We start from the raw sequence: 22,634 nt of genomic DNA on the forward strand, positions 1-22,634 counted from the left end.
CGACTAAGTTTTATCAGCAGATTGACTCTTCCATGCTATCGCAAAACCATTTTTATAACGCAAATCTACCGACTGAATTTTTGAGATATCAGACTTAAAGTTTGAGCCCAGTAAAGTTGCCAGCATGTAAAGCTTTTGATCGGTATTCTCATAATCAACAATGACTCGCAAGCCATTCTCAAATCGAACTACCCAAGTCTGTCTAGGTGTTAAAATCAGATCTCTTGCAGTTAATCCAAGCGGTGCATACCATTCATTGATTCGTTGCATTTTTTGCATAATCTGATGAGACTGCACATCTTCCCCATAAAGATTGACGAGCTTTTTATTCATAAGCTCTTGGCTATCAGCGGGGACATATACCACAGCATTGGTATCAATCAAGCGATCACTGCCAAAATTTGCGACAGCCTGTCTTGGGGTAACAGAAATTAGTACGCCTTGATACCAGTCTCTTACTACGCTTACTCGCTCAACCCAAGCCAACTGACTTACCGCCTGATGAATGGCAGTAAGGTCTGCATTAAAAAACTGAACATCGCCAAATGACTGAGCAATCTCTTCAATATTTTTAGCTTGTACTGTACTTAGATTGTGACTATCCACCGCAATTGGTCTTGCAGGAGCATTATTAATTAACCGAGCTACTGTAAAACCAAAAACAACAAGCAACACCACCAAGATAAGAGCGGCATGCCAGAATTTAAGGTTCAAACTTTTGGAAGATGTGTCGCTCATTGATTGCCCATCATAGGTTTGGCATAAGATTAGTAAAAACGCGTATGATAACGCATTTTAAATATAAGTAAAAGCCAAATGATAATTAAAAGTTAAGTTTTTACAAGCATTTACAATTTTTGTATAAAAAATGACTTATAAGAAACATCAACCAACATAAAATATAAATCAACTACTTAATTTTTACCAAAATCTCTATAAAGTCTGCTCAAGAATATTGATGCACAAATCAGCAAAATCAATACCAACTTGCTTTGCCGCCATTGGCACAAGCGAATGGTCTGTCATGCCGGGGACGGTATTTAGTTCTAATAGGTACAGCTTACCATCTGTATCTTTCAAAAAATCCACTCGCCCCCAACCTACGCCACCTACCGCAGTAAAGGCACGCTTGGCAAGCACACTCATCTGCTGTTCTTGCTCGGCGGTCAAATCAGATGGGCATTGATAGATGGTGTCATCACGCAAGTATTTGGCTTCATAATCATAAAATTTATTTTTTGGAATCATGCGAATGCTAGGCAAGGCTTTATCACCCAATAACGATAGTGTGTATTCACCGCCTGTGATGGCTTTTTCTGCCAAAATCTCGCCATGATATTGCTTTAAAGTAGGATAGATTTTGGCAAGCTCGCCTGCCTTTTCAATCATCACCACGCCCACCGATGAACCTTCGGCAGCTGGCTTGACAAATAACGGCAACCCAAAATCCATCTCCACCTGATCAAAATCACTGTCATCATGGAGCACCACATAAGGCACGTTCGGCAAATCCAAAGATTGCCACAGCAAGCGACAACGAAACTTATCCATGGCGATGGCAGAAGCTAACACGCCACAGCCTGTATAAGGCACACCAAAACCATCAAGCACGCCTTGTAAACTACCATCTTCGCCAAAAGTGCCATGCAGCACATTAAAGACTCTATCAAAGTGCTTTAGCTCGCTGATGTCAGCGTCTTTTGGATCAAAGTGGTGTGCATCTACACCTTTTGACAAAAGGGCGTTTAGCACCGCTTTTCCACTGTTTAGTGATACCTCACGCTCGGCACTAAAGCCACCACAAACCACAGCAACTTTGCCAAATTTTTTTACATCAATTTTATTCATGTTTTAGCCTTATTAGCTTATTAGTATGTTAAAATTTTTACGCACAAGCGATGTTTAAAAGGTGCAAAAAGCATTTATCTATAAAAAGCACAAACATACACTTTTAGCCCTTTGCTTAACACTTTTAATTTATCAAACAAAGACAAAAGCATATGCTTTATCGGCATTTATTTTTCTAAAAACAACTCATTTTTTGCTAAATCTTGACAAATCTGCCCCACATTGCCTGCTCCTTGCGTGATAAGCAGATCGCCACCCTTTAATATACGCTTCATAGTCTCAGGCAAATTATCGTTATCCACAAGTGTCGGCTCAACTTGCCCTCTTAGGCGGATACTACGAGCCAGTGCTTTTGTATCTGCCCCCACAATCGGTGATTCTCCCGCTGAATACACCTCTAATAACAACAACTCATCTACCTGCGATAATGCATCGACAAAATCATCAAAGCAATCTCGGGTGCGGCTATAACGGTGCGGCTGGAACATCATCACCAAGCGGCGATCAGGATAGCTTTGGCGAGCCGCCTTGATGGTGGCTTGAACTTCGGCAGGGTGATGACCGTAGTCGTCAATAAGTAGCACGTTGCCACCGTCCACCGACACGTCCGCCTGCTGTTCAAACCGCCGTCCCACGCCTGCAAATTTACCCACCGCACGGATAATTGCCCCATCGTCCACACCTTCATCGGTGGCAAGGGTAATGGCAGCAAGGGCGTTATAAACGTTATGCTCGCCTGGGATATTTAACGTTAAGCGAAGTGGCTCACGGTCTTTTCTTAGCACGGTAAAATGCGTGCGAGTACCGTCCACCACCAAATCCACCGCTTGCACGTCATTATGCTCTTTTAGCCCAAAAGTCAAGACAGGGCGTGCGATGTCGTCAATCATGCCGTACAAGTCTTCATCATCGCCACACACCACCGCCAAGCCATAAAAGGGCATATTGTGCAAAAACTGAATATAAGCTTGTTTTAATTTTTCAAAACTGCCCCCATAGGTATCCATGTGGTCTTCGTCAATGTTGGTAACGATACTTGCCATCGGACGTAGCGACAAAAACGATGCGTCCGACTCGTCCGCTTCTGCCACCAAATAGCGAGAGCTTCCCAAAGATGCATTTTTGCCAGATGCGTTTAATTTACCGCCAATCACATAAGTGGGGTCAAGCCCTGCTTCGGTCAAAATCATCGTCAAAAGGCTTGTAGTCGTGGTCTTACCGTGAGCCCCTGCCACCGCAATAGAATGGCGGTATCGCATAAGCTCGCCCAGCATATCGGCACGGCGAACCACAGGCAAGCGAGCTTGTAGGGCAGTCTGAATCTCAGGGTTGGTCTTGTCAATGGCAGATGAGACGACCAGCACGTCCGCATTTTGGATATTTTTACTGTCGTGTCCGATAAAGACGGTTACGCCAAGGCTTTCTAAACGTCTCGTTGCCGCACTTTCTTTGATGTCTGAGCCTGTAACGGTGTAGCCTTGATTGGCAAGCACTTCGGCAATACCGCACATCCCTGCCCCACCGATACCGACAAAATGAATATTGCCGATACGTCGCATTTCGGGGATTTCTATGAGTTGTTTGGGTAGGGTTTTGACGTTGGTTGAATTTGGCATAACTTTTTCTCTTTTTAGGTGTTAAATGGGTTTAAATAAGTGAATTTTTTAATTGTCGCCGACAATACGCCAAGTAATTTGAACTGGTTTCATATCCTGATAAGATATTGCTTTAACTTTACCAAAATAAGTAAAATCATCTCTGTTGGCTTCACGATAAAATAGATTGATTGATGTTTTTGGGTTTAACAATTCTTGTATTTGAGATTGTCCCATTTTGGCATTGCTTTTTGCAAACCAGTATATTTCATCATCAGACAAAAACTTATTGTCATAATCATGACCCGTTCTGCCTTCTATGCCAATATTTACAAATAAATAATAGGCATTTTCAAACTTAAAATATCCAGTTGCATAAACCCCGCCCCGATAACCATTTTCATCTTTTGGCACGCCAATCAAATCCAAAACATCACTTCTTTTGTATTTTTTATTTAATTGAAAATTAGCAGTCATTTTTCAACCCATTTATACAAATAACGTAGATACCAATCAAAACCGATACATATAAACCGCATGGTTAATAATCTCACCATTGACGTTTTCATTATTGGCAATGATACCACAAAACTCAAATCCCAATCGCTCGGCGACTTGTCGGCTTGGGGTATTATGCTCACCTGCCTTAATGTCCACCACGTCCATGCCATAAGTATCTTTGGCAATATCCATAATCGCACGCACAGCAAGGGTCATGATACCACGCCCTTGATACTCTTGGTGTAGCCAATAGCCAATCTCCGCCTTTTTTAGATGATGATAAATGTTATTTAAACTCACCGCCCCGATGATTTTATCATCATAAATAATATGAGTATGAATGGCTTTATCATCAGCATATTGGTGTAAGGCAAATTTGACAAATTCACGATAGCTATTTTCGCTAAAATTATTCGCCCACGGTAGCCATTTGCCCAAATAATCTTTTTGGACATTAACAATATCATTCATTTGACTGGCAAATGATGAATGTACTAAGGTTAGGCTTAATGCGTCGTTGATTTTATAATGAAACATTTTAATATCCAATTAGCCAAACTGAACACTTTTTTGATTGGTCATTACTTTGGCAATGGCACTGGCGATTAAATCGTTCAAACTTATCTCATTATTTTCTTTATCCAATTTGGCACGGGCTTTTTCAGCCACCAAAAAGGCTTGTTTGATATGCTCTACGCCACCGCCATTTGTCATTGCCATTTCAAGAAATAATTCAATATCTTCATGGCTTTGCATATAATCAACTGGGTCAAATTTTTTTTTAATTCACTCATTTTCATTGTCAATCTCCGATGATAACAATTTGGCTTTTTTAATATCATCTTGCTGGCTATCTTTATCGCCACCACACAGCAAAACAACTACCACGTTGCCACGAATAACATAATACACAAGATAACCCGCCCCGTCATGAAATCTTAATTCATGAACACCACCACCGACTGAATTAATGTCGCCAAAAAAATCCTTCATTTTCAATACGAAAAAGACGTTCAGCAATTTGCATTTTTACACGTCTGTTGCGTAATTTGCTTAACCAACGGTCAAATACAGGCGTACCAACAACCTGATAAGGGGTTAATGGGTATCACTCATGCCTTAACCACACGCTCCACAATATCCGCCACTTGCGTAGTCGTGTCTGTTTTGGCAAAGGCTCGGGCGTTAGTTGCCATGTCTAGGCATTTTTGGCGGTCAAGATTGCCTAGAATCTGTGCAAGTTTTTCGCCCGACAGTTCATTTTGGGGCAACAAAATCCCTGCCCCATGCTCGGTTAGACTCTTGGCATTGGCGGTTTGGTGGTCGTCCACAGCGTGCGGTAATGGGATAAAAATCGGAGCAACGCCCACGCTGGCAATCTCCGTTACCGTCAAAGCCCCTGCTCTACACACCACCACGTCCGCCCAAGCGTAGGCGGCTGCCATATCATCAATAAAGGGGGTAAGCTCAAGCGTATGGAAGTTTAAATCAACCCCTGCTTGAGAATAAGCAACCAGCATATCTTGATGGTTGGCTTTACCGCACTGATGGCGTACAGATAAAGGACGTTTGCTGATTTTTAGCAGCTCGACAATAGCGTTATTTATTGCCATCGCACCAAGACTACCGCCAATAACCAATAACTTTAGGGGTGACTTATCATTAGGATAATAACGCTCGCTTGGCTTAGGTAGCTTGGCAATCGATTCACGCACAGGATTGCCAACCGTATGTAAACGCTGACCCAATGAATCTGCCATAAAATCAAACGCCCCATCAAATGCCTGCAACACTTGATCAGCATGGCGTGCCAAATGACGATTACTCATACCCACAATGGCGTTTTGCTCGTGAATGATGAGTTTCTTTTTGGCAAGCTTAGTAGCAAGCCCGCCAGGTGCAGTCACATAGCCACCAAAACCCACAGATGCTTGGACATTATTATCTTTGATAATCTTTAGCACTTGGACGACCGCCTTTGTCAGCATGATGGGCAGTTTTACAAATTTTGCCACGCCTTTGCCACGCACGCCTTGCATGTCAATGGCATGAAATACATACCCATGCTTAGCAACCAGCTCATTTTCCATGCCGTTTGGTGTGCCAAGCCAGTGAATGGTCACCCCCTGCTTGGCAAGCTCGTCTGCCACCGCTAACGCAGGAAAAACGTGTCCGCCTGTGCCTGCTGCCATGATTAATACATTCATCATTTACCCCATTTTAGATACAATCCCCCTATTTTGTAACAAAACAAGGTAAATTACAAGGCAAATGAATGATTTTGTTAAAAAATATTTATCCACCCAACTCTTATCTATCAGCACGCCTGCCAACACCATCACGACAGCTTAATTGGCATTTTACCTGTGGCTGTTAACACTTTTTAGTGGGGTTTTCTTGTTGCAGACTTGTGATGACTTACCTTGTGTCATCGGTAGAGCCATCGTCAATGAGATAAATTTTACCCAAATGACTTTGGGTCAGCACGCTGCCCGTCGCACAGCACAAGGTGGTGATGGCATTATAGGAATAACCACGTCTATATGAATGGCAACGTAGGTATGTTGGCTTGACATAAATAGTGATGAATGAAACTTTGTGCTATTTTAGCAGATTTGATGTGTACTTGAATAATAAAAACGAACGATTGTCTCGTTCGTTTTGTAAAACACCATAAAATTAAAAAACACTGTTTCACTTGTTTAATTACTGGTTTAATAAATTTTCAATAAACACAATAAAATCTGTGGCAATCTGCGTCCCATAGGCAGTGTCAATCTCACGCACACAAGTTGGCGACGTTACGTTAATTTCGGTGATTTTAGCACCAATCAAATCCAAACCGACAAAATACAAGCCCTTTTCAAGCAAAACAGGTGCAACTTCTTGGGCAACTTTTAATTCATCAGCCGTCAAAGGCATGGCAACGCCAAGACCGCCTGCCGCCAAATTACCCCGAGTCTCGCCACCTTGTGGAATGCGTGCCAAACAATAAGGCACAACCTGGCCACCAACAATAAGCACCCGCTTATCGCCATCTTTGATTTGGGGTAGGTATTTTTGAGCCATAATCGGTAAAGTCTGCATTTGGGTGAGTATTTCAAGCGTTGAGCCAATATTTGGGCTGTCTGCCGTCAATCTAAAAATCCCCATGCCACCCATGCCATCAAGCGGTTTGACAATCACATCTTGATGCTCATCAATAAACGTGCGAATGTGCGACTGCTTAGCGGTTACGATGGTTGGACTCATGTGCTGACTAAACTGTGTTGCAAACAATTTTTCGTTGCACGCACGCACCGAATTTGGGTCATTAACAACCAACACACCTGCACGCTTAGCATAATCTAACAAATGCAGTGCATACAAAAACTGCATATCAAAAGGTGGGTCTTTACGCATCAAAATGACATCAAAATCAGTCGCTTGAACGCTGACTTTCTCGCCCAATTCATAAAAATGATTGGGATTTTTAAAGACGCTAAGTGCCCAAGCATCAATCATCAGCCTACCACGATCAAGCCAAAGGTCATCAATATTACAATAAAACAGGCGATGATGACGCTCATCAATCGCCCACATCATGGCAAGCGTTGAGTCTTTTTTGTAGTTGATTGTGGAAATGTCGTCCATGACGATAAGAAAATTCAGTGCTTTCATACATTACACCCCATACTGCTTGCGATACGCCATCATTTTGGTCAAATACTCATCACCATCTTGATTGCCCAAAAAATCAATAATATCATCAATATCAATCAAGCTATGCACGCTCACACCAAAATCATCTTTGATTTGACAGACGGCACTGCGGTCATCTTGCCCTTTTTCTTTGCGGTCAAGTGCAATCACTATCCCTGCCAAGCTTGCCCCAGCACCTTGCAAAATCTCCACCACTTCACGCACGGCGGTCCCTGCTGTCATCACATCATCAATCACCCATACCGACTTACCTGACAAATCCGCCCCCACAAGACTGCCACCTTCGCCATGCGTTTTGGCTTCTTTGCGGTTATAACCCCACGCCACATCAATGCCATGAGCCTGCCACAAGGTCTGGGCGGTGGTTGCCACAAAAGGAATGCCTTTATACGCCGCTCCAAAAATGGTCGGATTATCCTTATCTTTCAATTGACTGGCAAGCACATCAGCATAACCACAAGACAGCATATCCAAGGCTTGTCCGCTCGCCAATAGCCCTGCATTAAAAAAGTAGGGGCTGACTCGTCCAGATTTTAGGGTAAACTCACCAAATTTTAGGACACCACAATCAAGCAGTAGTTGAATAAAGGCTTGTTTATCAAATGCGTGTGTTTGTATATTCATGTATTACTCCAAAAAAATATAGTGTTTATTTTACACGGTTCTGGGGTAAATTTCTTGGGAATTTACTGCAGTAAATTTTTGCTCAATCAAACTGTGGCTATCCACCAAAAACCGTCCCCACTCATCATCTTGGCACACTTGCACATAAGACCCTGTTTCCAACGCCTTTGGCACATCAAGCCCACCTAAAAGACTATCATCACCATGATGATTAAGTTTTGGTAAATCGCCCAAATACCCTGCCACATCATCAAGCGTTAAAAACTTACCATGCAAATCAAACCCTACATTTAAAATCCGCCCAGCCACATCTGCCATGCGGTCATGAATATGCCCATGCAAATGATAATAACCCTTATGACAGCCATCCCACTCATTAATCGGATAATGAAACAAAATCAATGTCTTATCAGCGATTTTTAGTTTTAAATACGCTTGGGCGGACGAAAGCATTGGGTGTCCGTCTAACTTTTTGGCGGTCAACAATTTATCCAAATGCGTGGCAATCACGTCATCATGATTACCAAAAATCAAATGATGTTGCCCATTTAGTCGCTCAAGTACTGTTTTAATACGACACAAGTCATAAGAAAAACTCAAATCACCCAAATTATAGACCACATCATTAACACCCACCGTGTCATTCCATAGCTCAATCATATACTCATCAAGCACATCAATCGTGCCTTGTGGGCGAGTATGTGGGCAAAATTTAGCAATATTTTTATGCGAAAAATGTAAATCAGAAGTGAAAAATATTTTGCTCATTTTTAATCCAACTTTTCCAAAAACCCTTGAATAAACGCAATTTTATCCAACTCATTCATTTGGTTAAACATCTGTTTGTTTGCCTTAATATAATCCACAAGCGGATAATATTCTTCATCAAATTCTTGTTTATTTAATTGGGTGGTGTTTAATTTATGGCTTAAATTTTTATCGGTACTTCTACCCAAAAACTTTGAAATCAAATAATACGGCGATTTTAATTTAAACAATAATCGCCAATGCTCATCAAACACCATAAACCCTTCGTGCTTGACCATTTTTAATAACGCCTTTAATTCACCAAAAGGAATTTTTTCAATGGCTTGTGGACGTTTTAAGCCAAATTTTTTGCCAATTTCGTCCAATGTTTTTTCATCAAATTGTACACCTGTCGCCACATCCACCACGCCAATCAAGGTTTCACCAAAATCTTCATTGATGATATGCACATCAGCCGGATCAGTAATTTCAAACAAAAAAGTATGGTTGGGGAAAGCCTTAAATACAGACTCATATTGCTGGCAGTGGCTTTGAGTCATTTTGGCAAAATCGCTATCAAGCGAGCCTGTGGTAGAATACAGCACTTGGCGATTAAAACTCGCTCCAAAACTTGGGTGTGTGTTATCCAAATCCACAAACGTACACACGCCCAAAAAACCATTAACCTTAACCACCGCATTAACAATCGTATCATCGCTTATGGTAATCGGATAACGGCTGTTTTGAGTAATGCGTTCAGAATAATTAAACACTTTTTTAAATGGACGGACAATAATACGGTTATGGCTATCCACGATAAGCCCGCGCATTTCAAGCAAAGCATCATCAAAACTATTTTCATAAAACACCTTGCGGGCATATTTAAGCACCGACAGCTCAGGATAACGCTTACTTGTCTTTTTGCTAAAGTTTTTACGAGCAAAAGTTAAATATTCATCGGTAACAAAGGTGTTTTGTACTTCATCAAAAGGTAATTTCCCTTGACTAAAGGTATTCATTTTATCAACCAAAGCTTGCGTTGCTGCATCAATAGGCTTAATCGCAGGAACGTGAATTTCTTCTTTTAAACGGTTGTTGTTTAAGTTGATATAAGCAGTCAAAACATCTGCTTGTTTAACGTTGTGTGTGTTGTTAAAAAAGTTGTGCAAGCGATACACTTGTACCTCAAAATCAAACTTTTTTGCCATTTGCATAAGATGAGTACAAGCTGCAACCTTTTGGTTGGTGTTAGAATTAACGATTAAAATGTGCTGACTTGGATTTTGTCGCCCTTGCTTTAAGGCGTTTTTGAAAGTCGCTAAGTTTTGACGTTGTGCTTTATCCACCGCTTGCACAGACCAGCGATACACGCCTTTTTCATCGGTCAATAACAAGTCATTTTCCAAATGAATAATTAGAGCATTGGGATAAGTTTTTAAAAATTCGTCAATTTTTTGCTTTGCAAAAGTAGATTTACCTGAGCCTTGATGCCCACGGATTAGGATAAATTGTTGCATAATAAAACCCTTATTCATCGTTACTGTTTTAAACAATGAAAATAACCGTTAAAACAATGTAAAATTTATCATGACAATCAATATCAAAGTAAGACGAACTGTCATTCGCCCAGTCACTTAGAAAATGAACTCACATAAAAATCTTACACATAAAACCAACAATTTTATAAAAATTGCGATGCGGCAGGGTCGTAGCTTGGGGATTATATAATTTTCACTCTTTTAAAATTATATAAATGTGAAATTTATCAAAAAAAATGGATAAATTTTTGTCAATGACTTATTGTAATGCTAAATTTGAGTTTGTCAAGTAATTTTGTGGTCAAAAGTTTTGATTGTAACGCCTAAATAAAGGCGGTCAGAATTTATCATAATAAAAAAGCCCAATCATTACAATCGGGCTTTTTGTTTAAGCAATTGGCTTATTTGTTAGCAGCAGCTTGAGCGGCAGCTACTTCAGCAGCAAAGTCTTCTTGCTTTTTCTCAATGCCTTCACCCACTTCTAAGCGTTTAAAGCTAAGAACAGTAGCGCCGTCAGCTTTTAGAACATCGCCGACTTTTTTATCATTGTCCATAACATAAGGTTGGTTCACAAGCGTTACTTCGTTTAGGTATTTTTGGATACCACCAGTAATCATTTTCTCAACCACGTTTTCAGGCTTGCCAGATTCTTTGGCTTTGGCTTCAATGATGTCTTTTTCACGAGCCAAGATATCAGCAGGTACACTTTCTTCATTTACCGCTAGTGGGTTAAATGCAGCTACTTGCATTGCAACAGCTTTACCAAGCTCTTCGCTACCGCCTTCATAAGACACTACCACACCGATACGAATGCCGTGACGATAAGCAGCAAGATTTGCCCCTTCAATCACTTCGGCACGACGAATCTGGATATTTTCGCCAATTTTTTGAACCAAAGCCACACGAGCTTCTTCAACATTAGAACCATCGCCATATGGCAATTCAGCAATCTTAGCTACATCAGTTGTGTCATTCGCTAATGCTAATTGAGCAACTTGGTTAGCAAATGCGGTGAAGTTTTCATCTTTTGCTACAAAGTCTGTTTGGCAGTTAACTTCTAATAGTAATGCTTTATTGCCTTCTTGAGCAATAATAATTGCACCATCAGCTGCAATATTACCTGCTTTTTTAGCAGCTTTTGCTTGACCTGATTTACGTAAGTTATCAATGGCAAGCTCAATATCGCCATTTGCTTCTTCTAGTGCTTTTTTGCATTCCATCATACCAAGACCAGTACGATCACGCAATTCTTTTACAAGTTTTGCAGATACTTGACTCATAATATACCCTTATTAATATGAATTTATTAACCAAAATGGCGGTTCTTATCACCGCCATTATATTTACGATTATCAAATTAGCCGTGTGGGTTATTTACCACTTGACCTGTTTGATCAACCTTGTCTTCAACTTCTGCGGTAGCATTATCACGGCTAGCTTGCTTTTCTTCATCAGCAGCTTGTGCATTAGCACCACCTTGAGTCTTAGCATACTCTTTACCAGCGATAATTGCATCTGCCATTGCAGTAGCGTATAAAGTCACTGCACGGATTGCATCATCATTAGCAGCAATCACATAGTCAACGTTATCAGGATTAGAGTTAGTATCAACAACGCCAATTACAGGAATACCTAAGTTTTTAGCTTCTTTAATAGCAATGGCTTCATGGTCTACATCAATTACAAAAATAGCATCAGGTAGGCCATTCATGTCTTTAATACCACCAAGACCACGCTCAAGCTTTTCCATGTCACGAGTACGCTCTAAAGCTTCACGTTTGGTTAGCTTAGCAAAAGTACCGTCTTCTGCTTGTTTTTCTAAATCTTTTAGACGAGTGATAGATTGACGAATGGTTTTCCAGTTAGTCAAAGTACCGCCAAGCCAGCGATGATCGATGTAAGGCATACCTGCACGAGTAGCTTGCTCACGAATTGCTTGGCTTGCTGCACGTTTAGTACCAACAAATAGGATCTTATTGCGGTTAGCAGCTTGCTGATTAGCAAAAGTTAAAGCTTCGTTAAACTGCTTAACAGTGTGCTCAAGGTTAATGATATGAATTTTGTTGCGAGCACCAAAAATGTATTGGTTCATTTTTGGGTTCCAGAAGCGAGTTTGGTGACCAAAGTGAGCACCAGCTTCTAATAAATCACGCATTGAGATTTGAGTAGGGTTTTTTTCTGACATGTCAGTTTTCCTAGTTTGGGTTACGCCTCCACGAAATTAAGCATCAAATTAGATTGCACGCATTAATCACAGTAATTGATCAATTAATCAAGCAATCCAACACCCTGAATACTTATATGTAAATTAGTTTCGTGTGTGTAGTTTTGGTTAAAGGTAAATCCATTGTAAAAAATGGAGTACCTATTCTAGCAAATAAAAGACTATTTGTAAATAATAATGTATTAATTAGTTATCTTTATGTTGACACCCTTTAGTTAAGTATTTTTGCTCAATATTAGAAGTACACGACCAAGCTCCATCGATCTTAGCCCATGTAACATGCTTTGACTTTAACTGAGTAGCGGCATCACCGCCTAATACAGCCTTAATCGTTGGTGAATTGCCTAGAGTAACAACCAATCCTTTTTGACCTGTATTAGCAGTTGTTTCGGCTGCATTTTGAGTTTCATCAGTATCCAATAAATTACTTTTTGTCCAGCCTAGCTCACATGTTGTTTCATCATCACCTTGCATTTGACAAATATCAACAGTACTACGCAATTGGCTTGTTTCCATAACAACTCTATTAACTTGAGCAGCTATCGTCCGATCCTGAAATTTAGGAATAGCAAACATCGCCAAAATGCCGATAATCACTACAACAATCATCAATTCAATTAGAGTAAATCCTTTTTGATAACCCATAAAAAACTCCTAATATAATCACATTTCATACATTAAACAAACTCCCTATTCTACCAACCTTTCCCCCTAAATGATAGCCCTTTTTCACCTTTCACCCCTCTCCCAAAACAAAAACCCCCGCATTTGCGGGGGTCTTAAATAAGGGTGCTGACGATGACCTACTCTCACATGGGCGAACCACACTACCATCGGCGCTAAGACGTTTCACTTCTGAGTTCGGGAAGGGATCAGGTGGTTCCATCTTGCTATTGTCGTCAGCGTAAAAGGATTAACAACGATTATGAGTCTGTTTTTATTTAAATTTAATTTATTAAATTGATTTAATCTTTATTAAATTTACTTCAAGATATATTCTTTATCAAGCTTGTTAGGTAAAATCTTTACACTTTAATCATACAAAACCACTTGGGTGTTGTATGGTCAAGCCAAACGAGCAATTAGTATTGGTTAGCTACACATGTCACCATGCTTCCACACCCAACCTATCAACGTCGTAGTCTACAACGGCTCTTTAGGGAAATCTTATCTTGAGGTGGGCTTCCCGCTTAGATGCTTTCAGCGGTTATCCCATCCGAACGTAGCTACCCGGCAATGCTTCTGGCGAAACAACCGGAACACCAGAGGTTCGTCCACTCTGGTCCTCTCGTACTAGGAGCAGATCCTCTCAAATTTCCAACGCCCACGGTAGATAGGGACCGAACTGTCTCACGACGTTCTAAACCCAGCTCGCGTACCTCTTTAAATGGCGAACAGCCATACCCTTGGGACCTGCTTCAGCCCCAGGATGAGATGAGCCGACATCGAGGTGCCAAACACCGCCGTCGATATGAACTCTTGGGCGGTATCAGCCTGTTATCCCCAGAGTACCTTTTATCCGTTGAGCGATGGCCCTTCCATACAGAACCACCGGATCACTAAGACCTACTTTCGTACCTGCTCGACTTGTGGGTCTCGCAGTTAAGCGCGCTTTTGCCTTTATACTCTTTGAACGATTTCCGACCGTTCTGAGCGCACCTTCGTACTCCTCCGTTACTCTTTAGGAGGAGACCGCCCCAGTCAAACTACCCACCATACATTGTCCTTGATGTTGTTACATCTAAGTTAGAACCCCAACATAACCAGGGTGGTATTTCAAGGTTGGCTCCATGCAAACTGGCGTTCACACTTCAAAGCCTCCCACCTATCCTACACAAGTTAGGTCAAAGTTCAATGTAAAGCTGTAGTAAAGGTTCACGGGGTCTTTCCGTCTAGCCGCGGGTACACAGCATCTTCACTGCGATTTCGATTTCACTGAGTCTCTGCTGGAGACAGCGCTGCCATCATTATGCCATTCGTGCAGGTCGGAACTTACCCGACAAGGAATTTCGCTACCTTAGGACCGTTATAGTTACGGCCGCCGTTTACTGGGGCTTCGATCAAGAGCTTCGCTTACGCTAACCCCATCAATTAACCTTCCAGCACCGGGCAGGCATCACACCCTATACGTCCACTTTCGTGTTTGCAGAGTGCTGTGTTTTTAATAAACAGTTGCAGCAGCCTGGTATCTGCGACTGCCAATAGCTCAAAGAGCAAGTCTTATCACCATCAGCAGCGTACCTTCTCCCGAAGTTACGGTACCATTTTGCCTAGTTCCTTCAGCAGAGTTCTCTCAAGCGCCTTGGTATTCTCTACCTGACCACCTGTGTCGGTTTCGGGTACGATTTGTTTAAGACTATCGCTTAGAAGCTTTTCCTGGAAGCATGGTATTTGCCACTTCGCCAATAAATTGGCTTGCTGTCAGATCTCAGTAATAGTCTAGCGGATTTGCCTACTAAACCTACCTACATCCTTTCACCTGGACAACCAACGCCAGGCTGACATAACCTTCTCCGTCCCTCCATCGCATCATAAACAAGTATTGGAATATTAACCAATTTCCCATCGACTACGCCTTTCGGCCTCGCCTTAGGGGTCGACTCACCCAGCCCCGATTAACGTTGGACTGGAACCCTTGGTCTTCCGGCGAACGGGCTTTTCACCCGTTTTGTCGTTACTCACGTCAGCATTCGCTCTTGTGATACCTCCAGCAACCCTTACAGGTCACCTTCACAGGCTTACACAACGCTCCCCTACCACTTAATTGAAACAATTAAATCCGCAGCTTCGGCTCCTAGTTTGAGCCCCGTTACATCTTCCGCGCAGGCCGACTCGACTAGTGAGCTATTACGCTTTCTTTAAAGGGTGGCTGCTTCTAAGCCAACCTCCTAGCTGTCTGTGCCTTCCCACATCGTTTCCCACTTAACTAGGAATTTGGGGCCTTAGCTGGCGGTCTGGGTTGTTTCCCTCTTGACGACGGACGTTAGCACCCGCCGTCTGTCTCCCGGATATCACTCATCGGTATTCGGAGTTTGCATCGGTTTGGTAAGTCGGTATGACCCCCTAGCCGAAACAGTGCTCTACCCCCAATGGTGTTCGTCCGAGGCGCTACCTAAATAGCTTTCGGGGAGAACCAGCTATCACCGAGTTTGATTAGCCTTTCACCCCTATCCACAAGTCATCCCCTGGCTTTTCAACGACAGTGGGTTCGGTCCTCCGGTGCCTGTTACGGCACTTTCAACCTGCTCATGGATAGATCACTCGGTTTCGGGTCTATACCCTGCAACTTAAGTCGCCCTATTAAGACTCGGTTTCCCTACGCCTCCCCTAAACGGTTAAGCTTGCTACAGAATATAAGTCGCTGACCCATTATACAAAAGGTACGCCGTCACCAAATAATAAATTATTCAGCTCCGACTGCTTGTATGCACACGGTTTCAGGTTCTATTTCACTCCCCTAACAGGGGTTCTTTTCGCCTTTCCCTCACGGTACTGGTTCACTATCGGTCAGTCAGGAGTATTTAGCCTTGGAGGATGGTCCCCCCATCTTCAGACAAGATTTCACGTGTCTCGCCCTACTTAATATGTCGTATAAACAGTTTCGCATACAGGACTATCACCTACTATGGTTGGCTTTCCCACGCCATTTTGCTACTGTAAATTTGATCGGCTCCTCCGTGTTCGCTCGCCGCTACTTACGGAATCTCTATTGATGTCTTTTCCTCGGGGTACTGAGATGTTTCACTTCTCCCGGTTTGCCTTCTATCCAAAGGATAGAATACCTATCTTATGATAAGTGGGTTTCCCCATTCAGAAATCGCCGGGTCACAGGATATTGCCACCTCACCGACGCTTATCGCAGGCTATCACGTCTTTCATCGCCTCTGACTGCCAAGGCATCCACCATGTGCACTTCATTACTTGACCATACAACCCCAAGTAGTTTTACTTACTTGTGATGTATGAGAATGATTGTAACGATTTACCTATGTTTACGCTTGATTCAGTTCTCTTTACTTTTAGGTGATTATATTGGGTATAATCACCATGGTTAATTATTTGTTGGAATAAATAATTAACCCAGACTCATAATATGTTGTTAAATAATGATATAAACTTCGTCAGTTTATAAAGTTAAAGCATAAATAAGAAATCTTATTTAAATTGCTTATGTATGCTTATTGATGTTTTAATGGTGGAGTTAAGGAGAGTCGAACTCCTGACCTCCTGCGTGCAAGGCAGGCGCTCTACCAACTGAGCTATAACCCCATGTGTTAATGGTGGGTCTAATAAGACTTGAACTTATGACCCCCGCGTTATCAACACGGTGCTCTAACCAACTGAGCTATAGACCCGTTTTAAAACATCTTTCCAAAGAACAACTTGTTGTGAATTCTTGCCAATCAGATAATATCGTTAAGGAGGTGATCCAGCCGCAGGTTCCCCTACGGCTACCTTGTTACGACTTCACCCCAGTCATCGACCCCACCGTGGTGATCGCCCTCTTGCGTTAGGCTAACCACTTCTGGTGAGATCAACTCCCATGGTGTGACGGGCGGTGTGTACAAGGCCCGGGAACGTATTCACCGCAGCATTCTGATCTGCGATTACTAGCGATTCCGACTTCATGGAGTCGAGTTGCAGACTCCAATCCGGACTACGATTGGCTTTTTGAGATTAGCATCACATCGCTGTGTAGCAACCCTTTGTACCAACCATTGTAGCACGTGTGTAGCCCTGGTCGTAAGGGCCATGATGACTTGACGTCGTCCCCGCCTTCCTCCAGTTTGTCACTGGCAGTATCCTTAGAGTTCCCGACTTAACTCGCTGGTAACTAAGGAAAAGGGTTGCGCTCGTTGCGGGACTTAACCCAACATCTCACGACACGAGCTGACGACAGCCATGCAGCACCTGTATTCTAATTCCCGAAGGCACTCCGAAATCTCTTTCGGATTCTAGATATGTCAAGACCAGGTAAGGTTCTTCGCGTTGCATCGAATTAAACCACATGCTCCACCGCTTGTGCGGGCCCCCGTCAATTCATTTGAGTTTTAACCTTGCGGCCGTACTCCCCAGGCGGTCTACTTATTGCGTTAACTGCGTCACTAAGTCTTCAAGAGACCCAACGACTGGTAGACATCGTTTACGGCGTGGACTACCAGGGTATCTAATCCTGTTTGCTACCCACGCTTTCGAACCTCAGTGTCAGTATGATGCCAGGGTGCTGCCTTCGCCATCGGTATTCCTCCAGATCTCTACGCATTTCACCGCTACACCTGGAATTCTACACCCCTCTCACCTACTCTAGCTTACCAGTATCAGATGCAATTCCCAGGTTAAGCCCGGGGCTTTCACATCTGACTTAATAAGCCACCTACGCTCGCTTTACGCCCAGTAATTCCGATTAACGCTTGCACCCTCTGTATTACCGCGGCTGCTGGCACAGAGTTAGCCGGTGCTTATTCTGTGGGTAACGTCAGGGTCAATGGGTATTAACCATTGACTTTTCCTCCCCACTTAAAGTGCTTTACAACCAAAAGGCCTTCTTCACACACGCGGCATGGCTGGATCAGGGTTTCCCCCATTGTCCAATATTCCCCACTGCTGCCTCCCGTAGGAGTCTGGGCCGTGTCTCAGTCCCAGTGTGGCTGATCATCCTCTCAGACCAGCTACAGATCGTCGCCTTGGTAGGCCTTTACCCCACCAACTAGCTAATCCGACTTAGGCTCATCTATTAGCGAGAGCTAAAAGCCCCCTTTCTCTCGTAAGACGTATGCGGTATTAGCTATCCTTTCGGATAGTTATCCCCCACTAATAGGCAGATTCCTAAGCATTACTCACCCGTTCGCCACTAATCCTATCTAGCAAGCTAGATAATCATCGTTCGACTTGCATGTGTTAAGCCTGCCGCCAGCGTTCAATCTGAGCCATGATCAAACTCTTCAGTTTAATCTTTGTTTTGCCTAAGGCTTTAAAGTAAATTAAAGATTAGGACTTGGCTCATTTATGTTTATTACTAGCAAAATTTGCTCATCGTGTAAATGAATTAACTTTGAGTATTTTTGTCATGATAATAAATAATAAATGATACTTGCATATTTATATTATTTGATTTATCTTGTATTGACAAAAATCCACACAAGTTGTTCTTTGTTTGATTTTAAATAGTGTATGATACATCGTCTGTATCAATTAAGGCTGTACATTATATATTGAAAAGTTATAATGTCAAGCTTTTTTTAAGTTGTTTTTTCACTGTATCAAGTTGGCTACGATTGCTATTTGTAATCGTTGGTAACTGCCTTGACTTTGTGAGTGGCGTATTATACGCTTTTAATATTTGATGTCAAGCTTTTTTTCAAGAATTTTGGAAGTTTGTTTAAAACTAACTAAGTTATTGAAATTTAACAAGTTTTTTAGAACTTGAACTGCTTGAGTGGTGCGTATTATACCTAAGATTTGATGTGGGTCAAGGGGTTTTTTGAAGAAAGTTAGGAAAAGTTTGTAAGTGATTGTTTTTGTGGGGATTTTTTTTGATATTTTTGTTGTATCTTTTATGCCATTCATGTATTATTTCGTGTATTATTGATTTGGTTGCGATTTGATTGTTATACCTGATCAGAAATTTATCCATTTAATTATTCAATTTAATAGCCATTTGAGCGGTGCAAATACCGCCATCATCAATACCATCATCGCCAAAGAAGGAATTGTCCAATGTAATTATCGTCATCAAACTAATCAAGCTAATTTTTATTTTAGTTGAACAAGGATTATGTATGAGACGATTTATATTGGGTAATCGTGCTTTTTTGACGAGCCTATTTTTTGTTGTGATGATGCAACTGTTGGTTGCTTTTTCTACTTATTGTATCAGCAAACTTGCCCAAAGCGTGGCTCATGGCAGCCTAAACGTGGGCTACTTATTTGGATTTGTCGGCAGTTTGGTGGGGGTATTTATCCCTGCTTATCTTGGTAGTATTTATTTTGAGCGGGCAACTTTTGACGCTCTACTACGCTACCATGATGATTTTGAACGACATTTTCTAGGCAAAGCCTGCCACTATCATGATGGCAACCTTACACAAAATGCCAAAGCCCTATTATCCCAAGAAGCCAAGCTGACCCTTGATGATACGCTACTGACCATTTATGATTTGACATCACTTATCTTTAATGTCGGTTTCAATCTATTTGTGATTGCGTGGGTGATTGATGGGCGAATTTTGTGGGGTTATGCGGTGGGCTTTGTTTTGGCGTTGGGGGTGGTTTGGCTCTTTAAAAACCGCCTAAGCACAAGTGCCACTGTCGCCCAAAACACTCGCCTGTCGGTGCTGTCCGCCCTATCCTATGCGTGGGATAATATCATCATATTCAACACCTACAATCACACTCGCCACCGCCACAAAGTCAATGACAGCCTAGCTGCCGCCAAACGTGCGGTCGTGCGTGCCAAGCTGATTCATCATGTCAGTGCCAATCTTGGTATGCTATCTTTGATGTCGTCTGCACTGGGCGTTACGGCGTGGCTGTTTTGGCAACACCACCACAATATCGCCATGCTTGCTGTATTGGTCGCCACCTTGCCACGTCAAATTCAAATGCTACAAATGTGCGAAGCCATCATCGCTTATCAGGCTAATCTGATGGCACTATCGGCAAGGGTTGATGGGCTGTTGGGTATTTTTAAGACACCCAAAATCTCGCTTGCTAATTTCATACAAAGCGATAAAATTTTGGTCAAGCAGACAGGGCGAGTATTTGATTTGACAAAACTTTTGGACAATCCGCCACGCACAGGGCGTATTACGCTCGTTGGCGATAATGGCGTGGGCAAGTCCTGTGTGCTTTTGACCATCAAAGAGCGGTTGTATGCCAAGTCCTATTACCTGCCTGCCAAGCACGAGCTGTGTTTTGATAATAATTTTGGCTCAACAGGGCAACGACTCATGAGTGAGATTGACGAGCTGACACATGATGATACGCCATACTTTTGCTTGATGAATGGGACGCTAATCTAGACACTCAAAATACCGCCCGAATAGACGATAAAATTGATACGATAAGTCTTTGACAATCTAAAATGATGGCAAATGTCGGTCAAATAACAGTCAAATGCGGTTACCATTTGATTAAGTTTATCCCATCAAACTTAACCAAATGGCAACCAGAACTTCTAGCTGGCAAATATTTGACTTAGCCAAATTTTTTGTTAAATTTTAAAGCCGTCTGTCTGCCCCCAAAACCACCCACCACAATCTATCCACCACAATCTACCCATCAAAATTTATCCAATCAAGCCAAATGACTTGAACGTATCGGTTGCTTATCTTGTAAGGGCAATCATGAAGTGGTACTTGGTGTGGGTTTTGTTGACTGGTATTTTTGTTTTGATTTGGCGAACAAAACCGCCAACACGAACGCTGCCGCTTGCAATAGCACAATGGTCGCCCCTGTCGCTGAATCTAAATGATAACTTAAAATCACGCCCATAAAACTTGTTAAACACGAACTTAACACCGCCACAACCAACATGGTATGAAACCGCCGACACAGCACAAATGCCGTAATGCCAGGCGAGATGAGCATTGCCACCACCAAAATCACGCCAACGGCTTGCATGGCAACAACAATGGTCGCCGACAACAGCACAAGCAGTCCATAATGCAAAAACTTTGGCGACAGCCCTGCCACTCGGGTGTGGCTGACATCAAAACAATAAAGTAGCAGGTCTGATTTTTTGAGCATCATCGCCACAAACACCACCGCACAAATGGCAAGCGTCTGATACAGCATATCTTGTCCGATACCCAAAAGATTGCCAAATAAAATGTGCTTTAAGTGCTGGTCGGTATCAATCTTGGTGAACATAATCAGTCCGAGTGCAAACATACCTGCAAAGACAATGCCCATGAGCGTGTCTTCTTTGATGCGAGTGTTGCTTTTTAGATAGCCCACCGACACCGCACAAAACAGCCCTGCCACGAACGCCCCGAGCGATATGGGTAGACCTGCCCACACCGCCACGACCACCCCCGGGAACACCGCATGGCTTATCGCATCGCCCATCAACGACCAGCCTTTTAGCACCACAAAACACGACAGCACCGCACACACCACACCCACTGCCATCGCCGAAATCAAGGCGTGTTGCATGAAAGTGTGGGATAGGGGTTCGGCTAGGTAGGATAAGAGGTTAGTCATCGTTTGTAACCACCTGTCAAAAACTGGGTCCGTCCATATCACATGAACGGTTAGGTGTATGATCTTTTTGTATTTTTTGGGACAAGTCCAAGTTTTTTTCCAATTTAAACTCTTGTATGGCTTCAAATAATGATGCAACCACACCTTCATTATTTACGACCAGCATATTATCCAACTCATGGATAATACCACCTGCCGAACCCTCTTTCTTACCTTTTAGTTTTTCCTCAATAACAACTTCTAAGTATTGTTTAAAATCCTGATATGAAATTGCAGAATCAAATAACCTTTTTTTATCTACAGAGTAAAACCTATCCTTCAAATTATTATTTAAAAAATCACAATAATTTGTCATCAATAGAACAAAACTTTGATTGTTATTAGCCCCATAAATTATAAAATGACAAGATGATGATTGGGAACTACTTAAAGTATTAATAGAATGTTGAAAATCAGTATACTTCTTCTGTTCACTTTGGATACATGCTAGTTCGGATGTTCGTTTAAACTCTACCAAAAAAAATTTATCGTCTTCACCAAAAATAACATCGCCCATTTTTTCTAAATTGCCGTCCAAAGGAGTGGCAATAAAGTCAAATTGACGCACAAAAGCATATTCCACTGACTTTTCAAACCATTTTATATTCATAA

The 22,634-nt window shown here is 42.2% G+C and carries 19 protein-coding genes, 2 tRNA genes and 3 rRNA genes; 2 read left to right on the plus strand and 22 right to left on the minus strand.

What is annotated here, in order from left to right; all coding sequences use genetic code 11:
- Window positions 1-3: 3 nt before the first annotated feature.
- From LU293_RS02330 to murG, 8 genes are all read right to left on the minus strand, one after another.
- Window positions 4-738 carry a cell division protein FtsQ/DivIB gene (locus tag LU293_RS02330; protein WP_242748318.1) on the minus strand — a complete coding sequence of 245 codons (735 nt, stop codon included), beginning with the start codon at window positions 736-738 and terminating at the stop codon, window positions 4-6.
- 195 nt (window positions 739-933) lie between these two features.
- Complete coding sequence (locus tag LU293_RS02335; protein WP_242748319.1) at window positions 934-1,848, minus strand: D-alanine--D-alanine ligase; 915 nt, start codon at window positions 1,846-1,848, stop codon at window positions 934-936.
- A gap of 167 nt (window positions 1,849-2,015) precedes the next feature.
- Window positions 2,016-3,464: a UDP-N-acetylmuramate--L-alanine ligase gene (gene murC, locus LU293_RS02340; protein WP_242748320.1), complete on the minus strand. Its 1,449-nt coding sequence runs from the start codon at window positions 3,462-3,464 to the stop codon at window positions 2,016-2,018.
- A gap of 48 nt (window positions 3,465-3,512) precedes the next feature.
- A complete protein-coding gene (locus LU293_RS02345; protein ID WP_242748321.1) occupies window positions 3,513-3,920 on the minus strand; it encodes a DUF3427 domain-containing protein in 408 nt (135 codons plus the stop codon).
- A gap of 36 nt (window positions 3,921-3,956) precedes the next feature.
- Entirely contained in the window at window positions 3,957-4,481 is a 525-nt protein-coding gene (locus LU293_RS02350; protein WP_242748322.1) for a GNAT family N-acetyltransferase, read from the minus strand.
- A 12-nt stretch (window positions 4,482-4,493) separates the two neighbouring features.
- Window positions 4,494-4,700 (minus strand): hypothetical protein, encoded by a 207-nt coding sequence (locus tag LU293_RS02355; protein WP_242748323.1) that lies wholly within the window; start codon window positions 4,698-4,700, stop codon window positions 4,494-4,496.
- A gap of 30 nt (window positions 4,701-4,730) precedes the next feature.
- A complete protein-coding gene (locus LU293_RS02360) occupies window positions 4,731-4,937 on the minus strand; it encodes a type II toxin-antitoxin system RelE/ParE family toxin (RefSeq protein WP_242748324.1) in 207 nt (68 codons plus the stop codon).
- A 119-nt stretch (window positions 4,938-5,056) separates the two neighbouring features.
- Window positions 5,057-6,154 (minus strand): undecaprenyldiphospho-muramoylpentapeptide beta-N-acetylglucosaminyltransferase, encoded by a 1,098-nt coding sequence (gene murG, locus LU293_RS02365; protein ID WP_242748325.1) that lies wholly within the window; start codon window positions 6,152-6,154, stop codon window positions 5,057-5,059.
- A gap of 187 nt (window positions 6,155-6,341) precedes the next feature.
- Here murG and LU293_RS02370 point away from each other — a divergent pair, with 187 nt between their 5' ends.
- Window positions 6,342-6,491, plus strand: a complete 150-nt coding sequence (locus tag LU293_RS02370) for a hypothetical protein (protein ID WP_242748326.1) — start codon at window positions 6,342-6,344, stop codon at window positions 6,489-6,491.
- A 159-nt stretch (window positions 6,492-6,650) separates the two neighbouring features.
- On the opposite strand, the gene gshB is transcribed toward LU293_RS02370, so the two are convergent.
- From gshB to LU293_RS02435, 12 genes are all read right to left on the minus strand, one after another.
- The gene (gshB, locus tag LU293_RS02375) at window positions 6,651-7,604 is read right to left on the minus strand and encodes a glutathione synthase (RefSeq protein WP_242748327.1); all 954 of its coding nucleotides are present in this window, start codon (window positions 7,602-7,604) and stop codon (window positions 6,651-6,653) included.
- 3 nt (window positions 7,605-7,607) lie between these two features.
- Window positions 7,608-8,270 carry an orotate phosphoribosyltransferase gene (gene pyrE, locus LU293_RS02380; RefSeq protein ID WP_242748328.1) on the minus strand — a complete coding sequence of 221 codons (663 nt, stop codon included), beginning with the start codon at window positions 8,268-8,270 and terminating at the stop codon, window positions 7,608-7,610.
- Window positions 8,271-8,300: 30 nt separating this feature from the next.
- Entirely contained in the window at window positions 8,301-9,038 is a 738-nt protein-coding gene (locus tag LU293_RS02385; protein ID WP_242748329.1) for a phosphoesterase, read from the minus strand.
- A gap of 2 nt (window positions 9,039-9,040) precedes the next feature.
- Window positions 9,041-10,534: an RNA ligase gene (locus tag LU293_RS02390; protein ID WP_242748330.1), complete on the minus strand. Its 1,494-nt coding sequence runs from the start codon at window positions 10,532-10,534 to the stop codon at window positions 9,041-9,043.
- A 422-nt stretch (window positions 10,535-10,956) separates the two neighbouring features.
- Window positions 10,957-11,835: a translation elongation factor Ts gene (gene tsf / locus LU293_RS02395; protein WP_242748331.1), complete on the minus strand. Its 879-nt coding sequence runs from the start codon at window positions 11,833-11,835 to the stop codon at window positions 10,957-10,959.
- 77 nt (window positions 11,836-11,912) lie between these two features.
- The gene (gene rpsB / locus LU293_RS02400; protein ID WP_242748332.1) at window positions 11,913-12,740 is read right to left on the minus strand and encodes a 30S ribosomal protein S2; all 828 of its coding nucleotides are present in this window, start codon (window positions 12,738-12,740) and stop codon (window positions 11,913-11,915) included.
- A gap of 225 nt (window positions 12,741-12,965) precedes the next feature.
- Window positions 12,966-13,424: a pilin gene (locus LU293_RS02405; protein WP_256462117.1), complete on the minus strand. Its 459-nt coding sequence runs from the start codon at window positions 13,422-13,424 to the stop codon at window positions 12,966-12,968.
- A gap of 145 nt (window positions 13,425-13,569) precedes the next feature.
- Window positions 13,570-13,683 (minus strand): 5S ribosomal RNA (gene rrf / locus LU293_RS02415).
- A 157-nt stretch (window positions 13,684-13,840) separates the two neighbouring features.
- Window positions 13,841-16,706, minus strand: a 23S ribosomal RNA gene (locus LU293_RS02420).
- Window positions 16,707-16,972: 266 nt separating this feature from the next.
- Window positions 16,973-17,048, minus strand: a tRNA-Ala gene (locus tag LU293_RS02425).
- Window positions 17,049-17,057: 9 nt separating this feature from the next.
- Window positions 17,058-17,134: transfer RNA gene (locus LU293_RS02430), tRNA-Ile, on the minus strand.
- A gap of 62 nt (window positions 17,135-17,196) precedes the next feature.
- Window positions 17,197-18,728 (minus strand): 16S ribosomal RNA (locus tag LU293_RS02435).
- The 16S, 23S and 5S rRNA genes sit together here with 2 tRNA genes alongside, the layout of an rRNA operon.
- Before the next feature lie 830 nt (window positions 18,729-19,558).
- On the opposite strand from LU293_RS02435, the gene LU293_RS02440 reads away from it, so the two are divergent.
- The gene (locus tag LU293_RS02440) at window positions 19,559-20,800 is read left to right on the plus strand and encodes a hypothetical protein (protein WP_242748333.1); all 1,242 of its coding nucleotides are present in this window, start codon (window positions 19,559-19,561) and stop codon (window positions 20,798-20,800) included.
- Between the two features lie 322 nt (window positions 20,801-21,122).
- On the opposite strand, the gene LU293_RS02445 is transcribed toward LU293_RS02440, so the two are convergent.
- Window positions 21,123-21,983: a metal ABC transporter permease gene (locus tag LU293_RS02445; protein ID WP_242748334.1), complete on the minus strand. Its 861-nt coding sequence runs from the start codon at window positions 21,981-21,983 to the stop codon at window positions 21,123-21,125.
- Between the two features lie 16 nt (window positions 21,984-21,999).
- The gene (locus tag LU293_RS02450) at window positions 22,000-22,632 is read right to left on the minus strand and encodes a hypothetical protein (protein WP_242748335.1); all 633 of its coding nucleotides are present in this window, start codon (window positions 22,630-22,632) and stop codon (window positions 22,000-22,002) included.
- Window positions 22,633-22,634: the final 2 nt, after the last annotated feature.

The organism is Moraxella nasovis, from assembly GCF_022701215.1.
In the GTDB taxonomy this organism is placed as follows: Bacteria; Pseudomonadota; Gammaproteobacteria; order Pseudomonadales; family Moraxellaceae; genus Moraxella; species Moraxella nasovis.

Bases quoted from the DNA above. Each gene is read 5' to 3' on its own strand.
- LU293_RS02330 (WP_242748318.1), bottom strand. From the start codon at position 738: ATGAGCGACACATCTTCCAAAAGTTTGAACCTTAAATTCTGGCATGCC.
- LU293_RS02335 (WP_242748319.1), bottom strand. From the start codon at position 1,848: ATGAATAAAATTGATGTAAAAAAATTTGGCAAAGTTGCTGTGGTTTGT.
- murC (WP_242748320.1), bottom strand. From the start codon at position 3,464: ATGCCAAATTCAACCAACGTCAAAACCCTACCCAAACAACTCATAGAA.
- LU293_RS02345 (WP_242748321.1), bottom strand. From the start codon at position 3,920: ATGACTGCTAATTTTCAATTAAATAAAAAATACAAAAGAAGTGATGTT.
- LU293_RS02350 (WP_242748322.1), bottom strand. From the start codon at position 4,481: ATGTTTCATTATAAAATCAACGACGCATTAAGCCTAACCTTAGTACAT.
- LU293_RS02355 (WP_242748323.1), bottom strand. From the start codon at position 4,700: ATGCAAAGCCATGAAGATATTGAATTATTTCTTGAAATGGCAATGACA.
- LU293_RS02360 (WP_242748324.1), bottom strand. From the start codon at position 4,937: ATGAAGGATTTTTTTGGCGACATTAATTCAGTCGGTGGTGGTGTTCAT.
- murG (WP_242748325.1), bottom strand. From the start codon at position 6,154: ATGATGAATGTATTAATCATGGCAGCAGGCACAGGCGGACACGTTTTT.
- gshB (WP_242748327.1), bottom strand. From the start codon at position 7,604: ATGAAAGCACTGAATTTTCTTATCGTCATGGACGACATTTCCACAATC.
- pyrE (WP_242748328.1), bottom strand. From the start codon at position 8,270: ATGAATATACAAACACACGCATTTGATAAACAAGCCTTTATTCAACTA.
- LU293_RS02385 (WP_242748329.1), bottom strand. From the start codon at position 9,038: ATGAGCAAAATATTTTTCACTTCTGATTTACATTTTTCGCATAAAAAT.
- LU293_RS02390 (WP_242748330.1), bottom strand. From the start codon at position 10,534: ATGCAACAATTTATCCTAATCCGTGGGCATCAAGGCTCAGGTAAATCT.
- tsf (WP_242748331.1), bottom strand. From the start codon at position 11,835: ATGAGTCAAGTATCTGCAAAACTTGTAAAAGAATTGCGTGATCGTACT.
- rpsB (WP_242748332.1), bottom strand. From the start codon at position 12,740: ATGTCAGAAAAAAACCCTACTCAAATCTCAATGCGTGATTTATTAGAA.
- LU293_RS02405 (WP_256462117.1), bottom strand. From the start codon at position 13,424: ATGGGTTATCAAAAAGGATTTACTCTAATTGAATTGATGATTGTTGTA.
- LU293_RS02440 (WP_242748333.1), top strand. From the start codon at position 19,559: ATGAGACGATTTATATTGGGTAATCGTGCTTTTTTGACGAGCCTATTT.
- LU293_RS02445 (WP_242748334.1), bottom strand. From the start codon at position 21,983: ATGACTAACCTCTTATCCTACCTAGCCGAACCCCTATCCCACACTTTC.
- LU293_RS02450 (WP_242748335.1), bottom strand. From the start codon at position 22,632: ATGAATATAAAATGGTTTGAAAAGTCAGTGGAATATGCTTTTGTGCGT.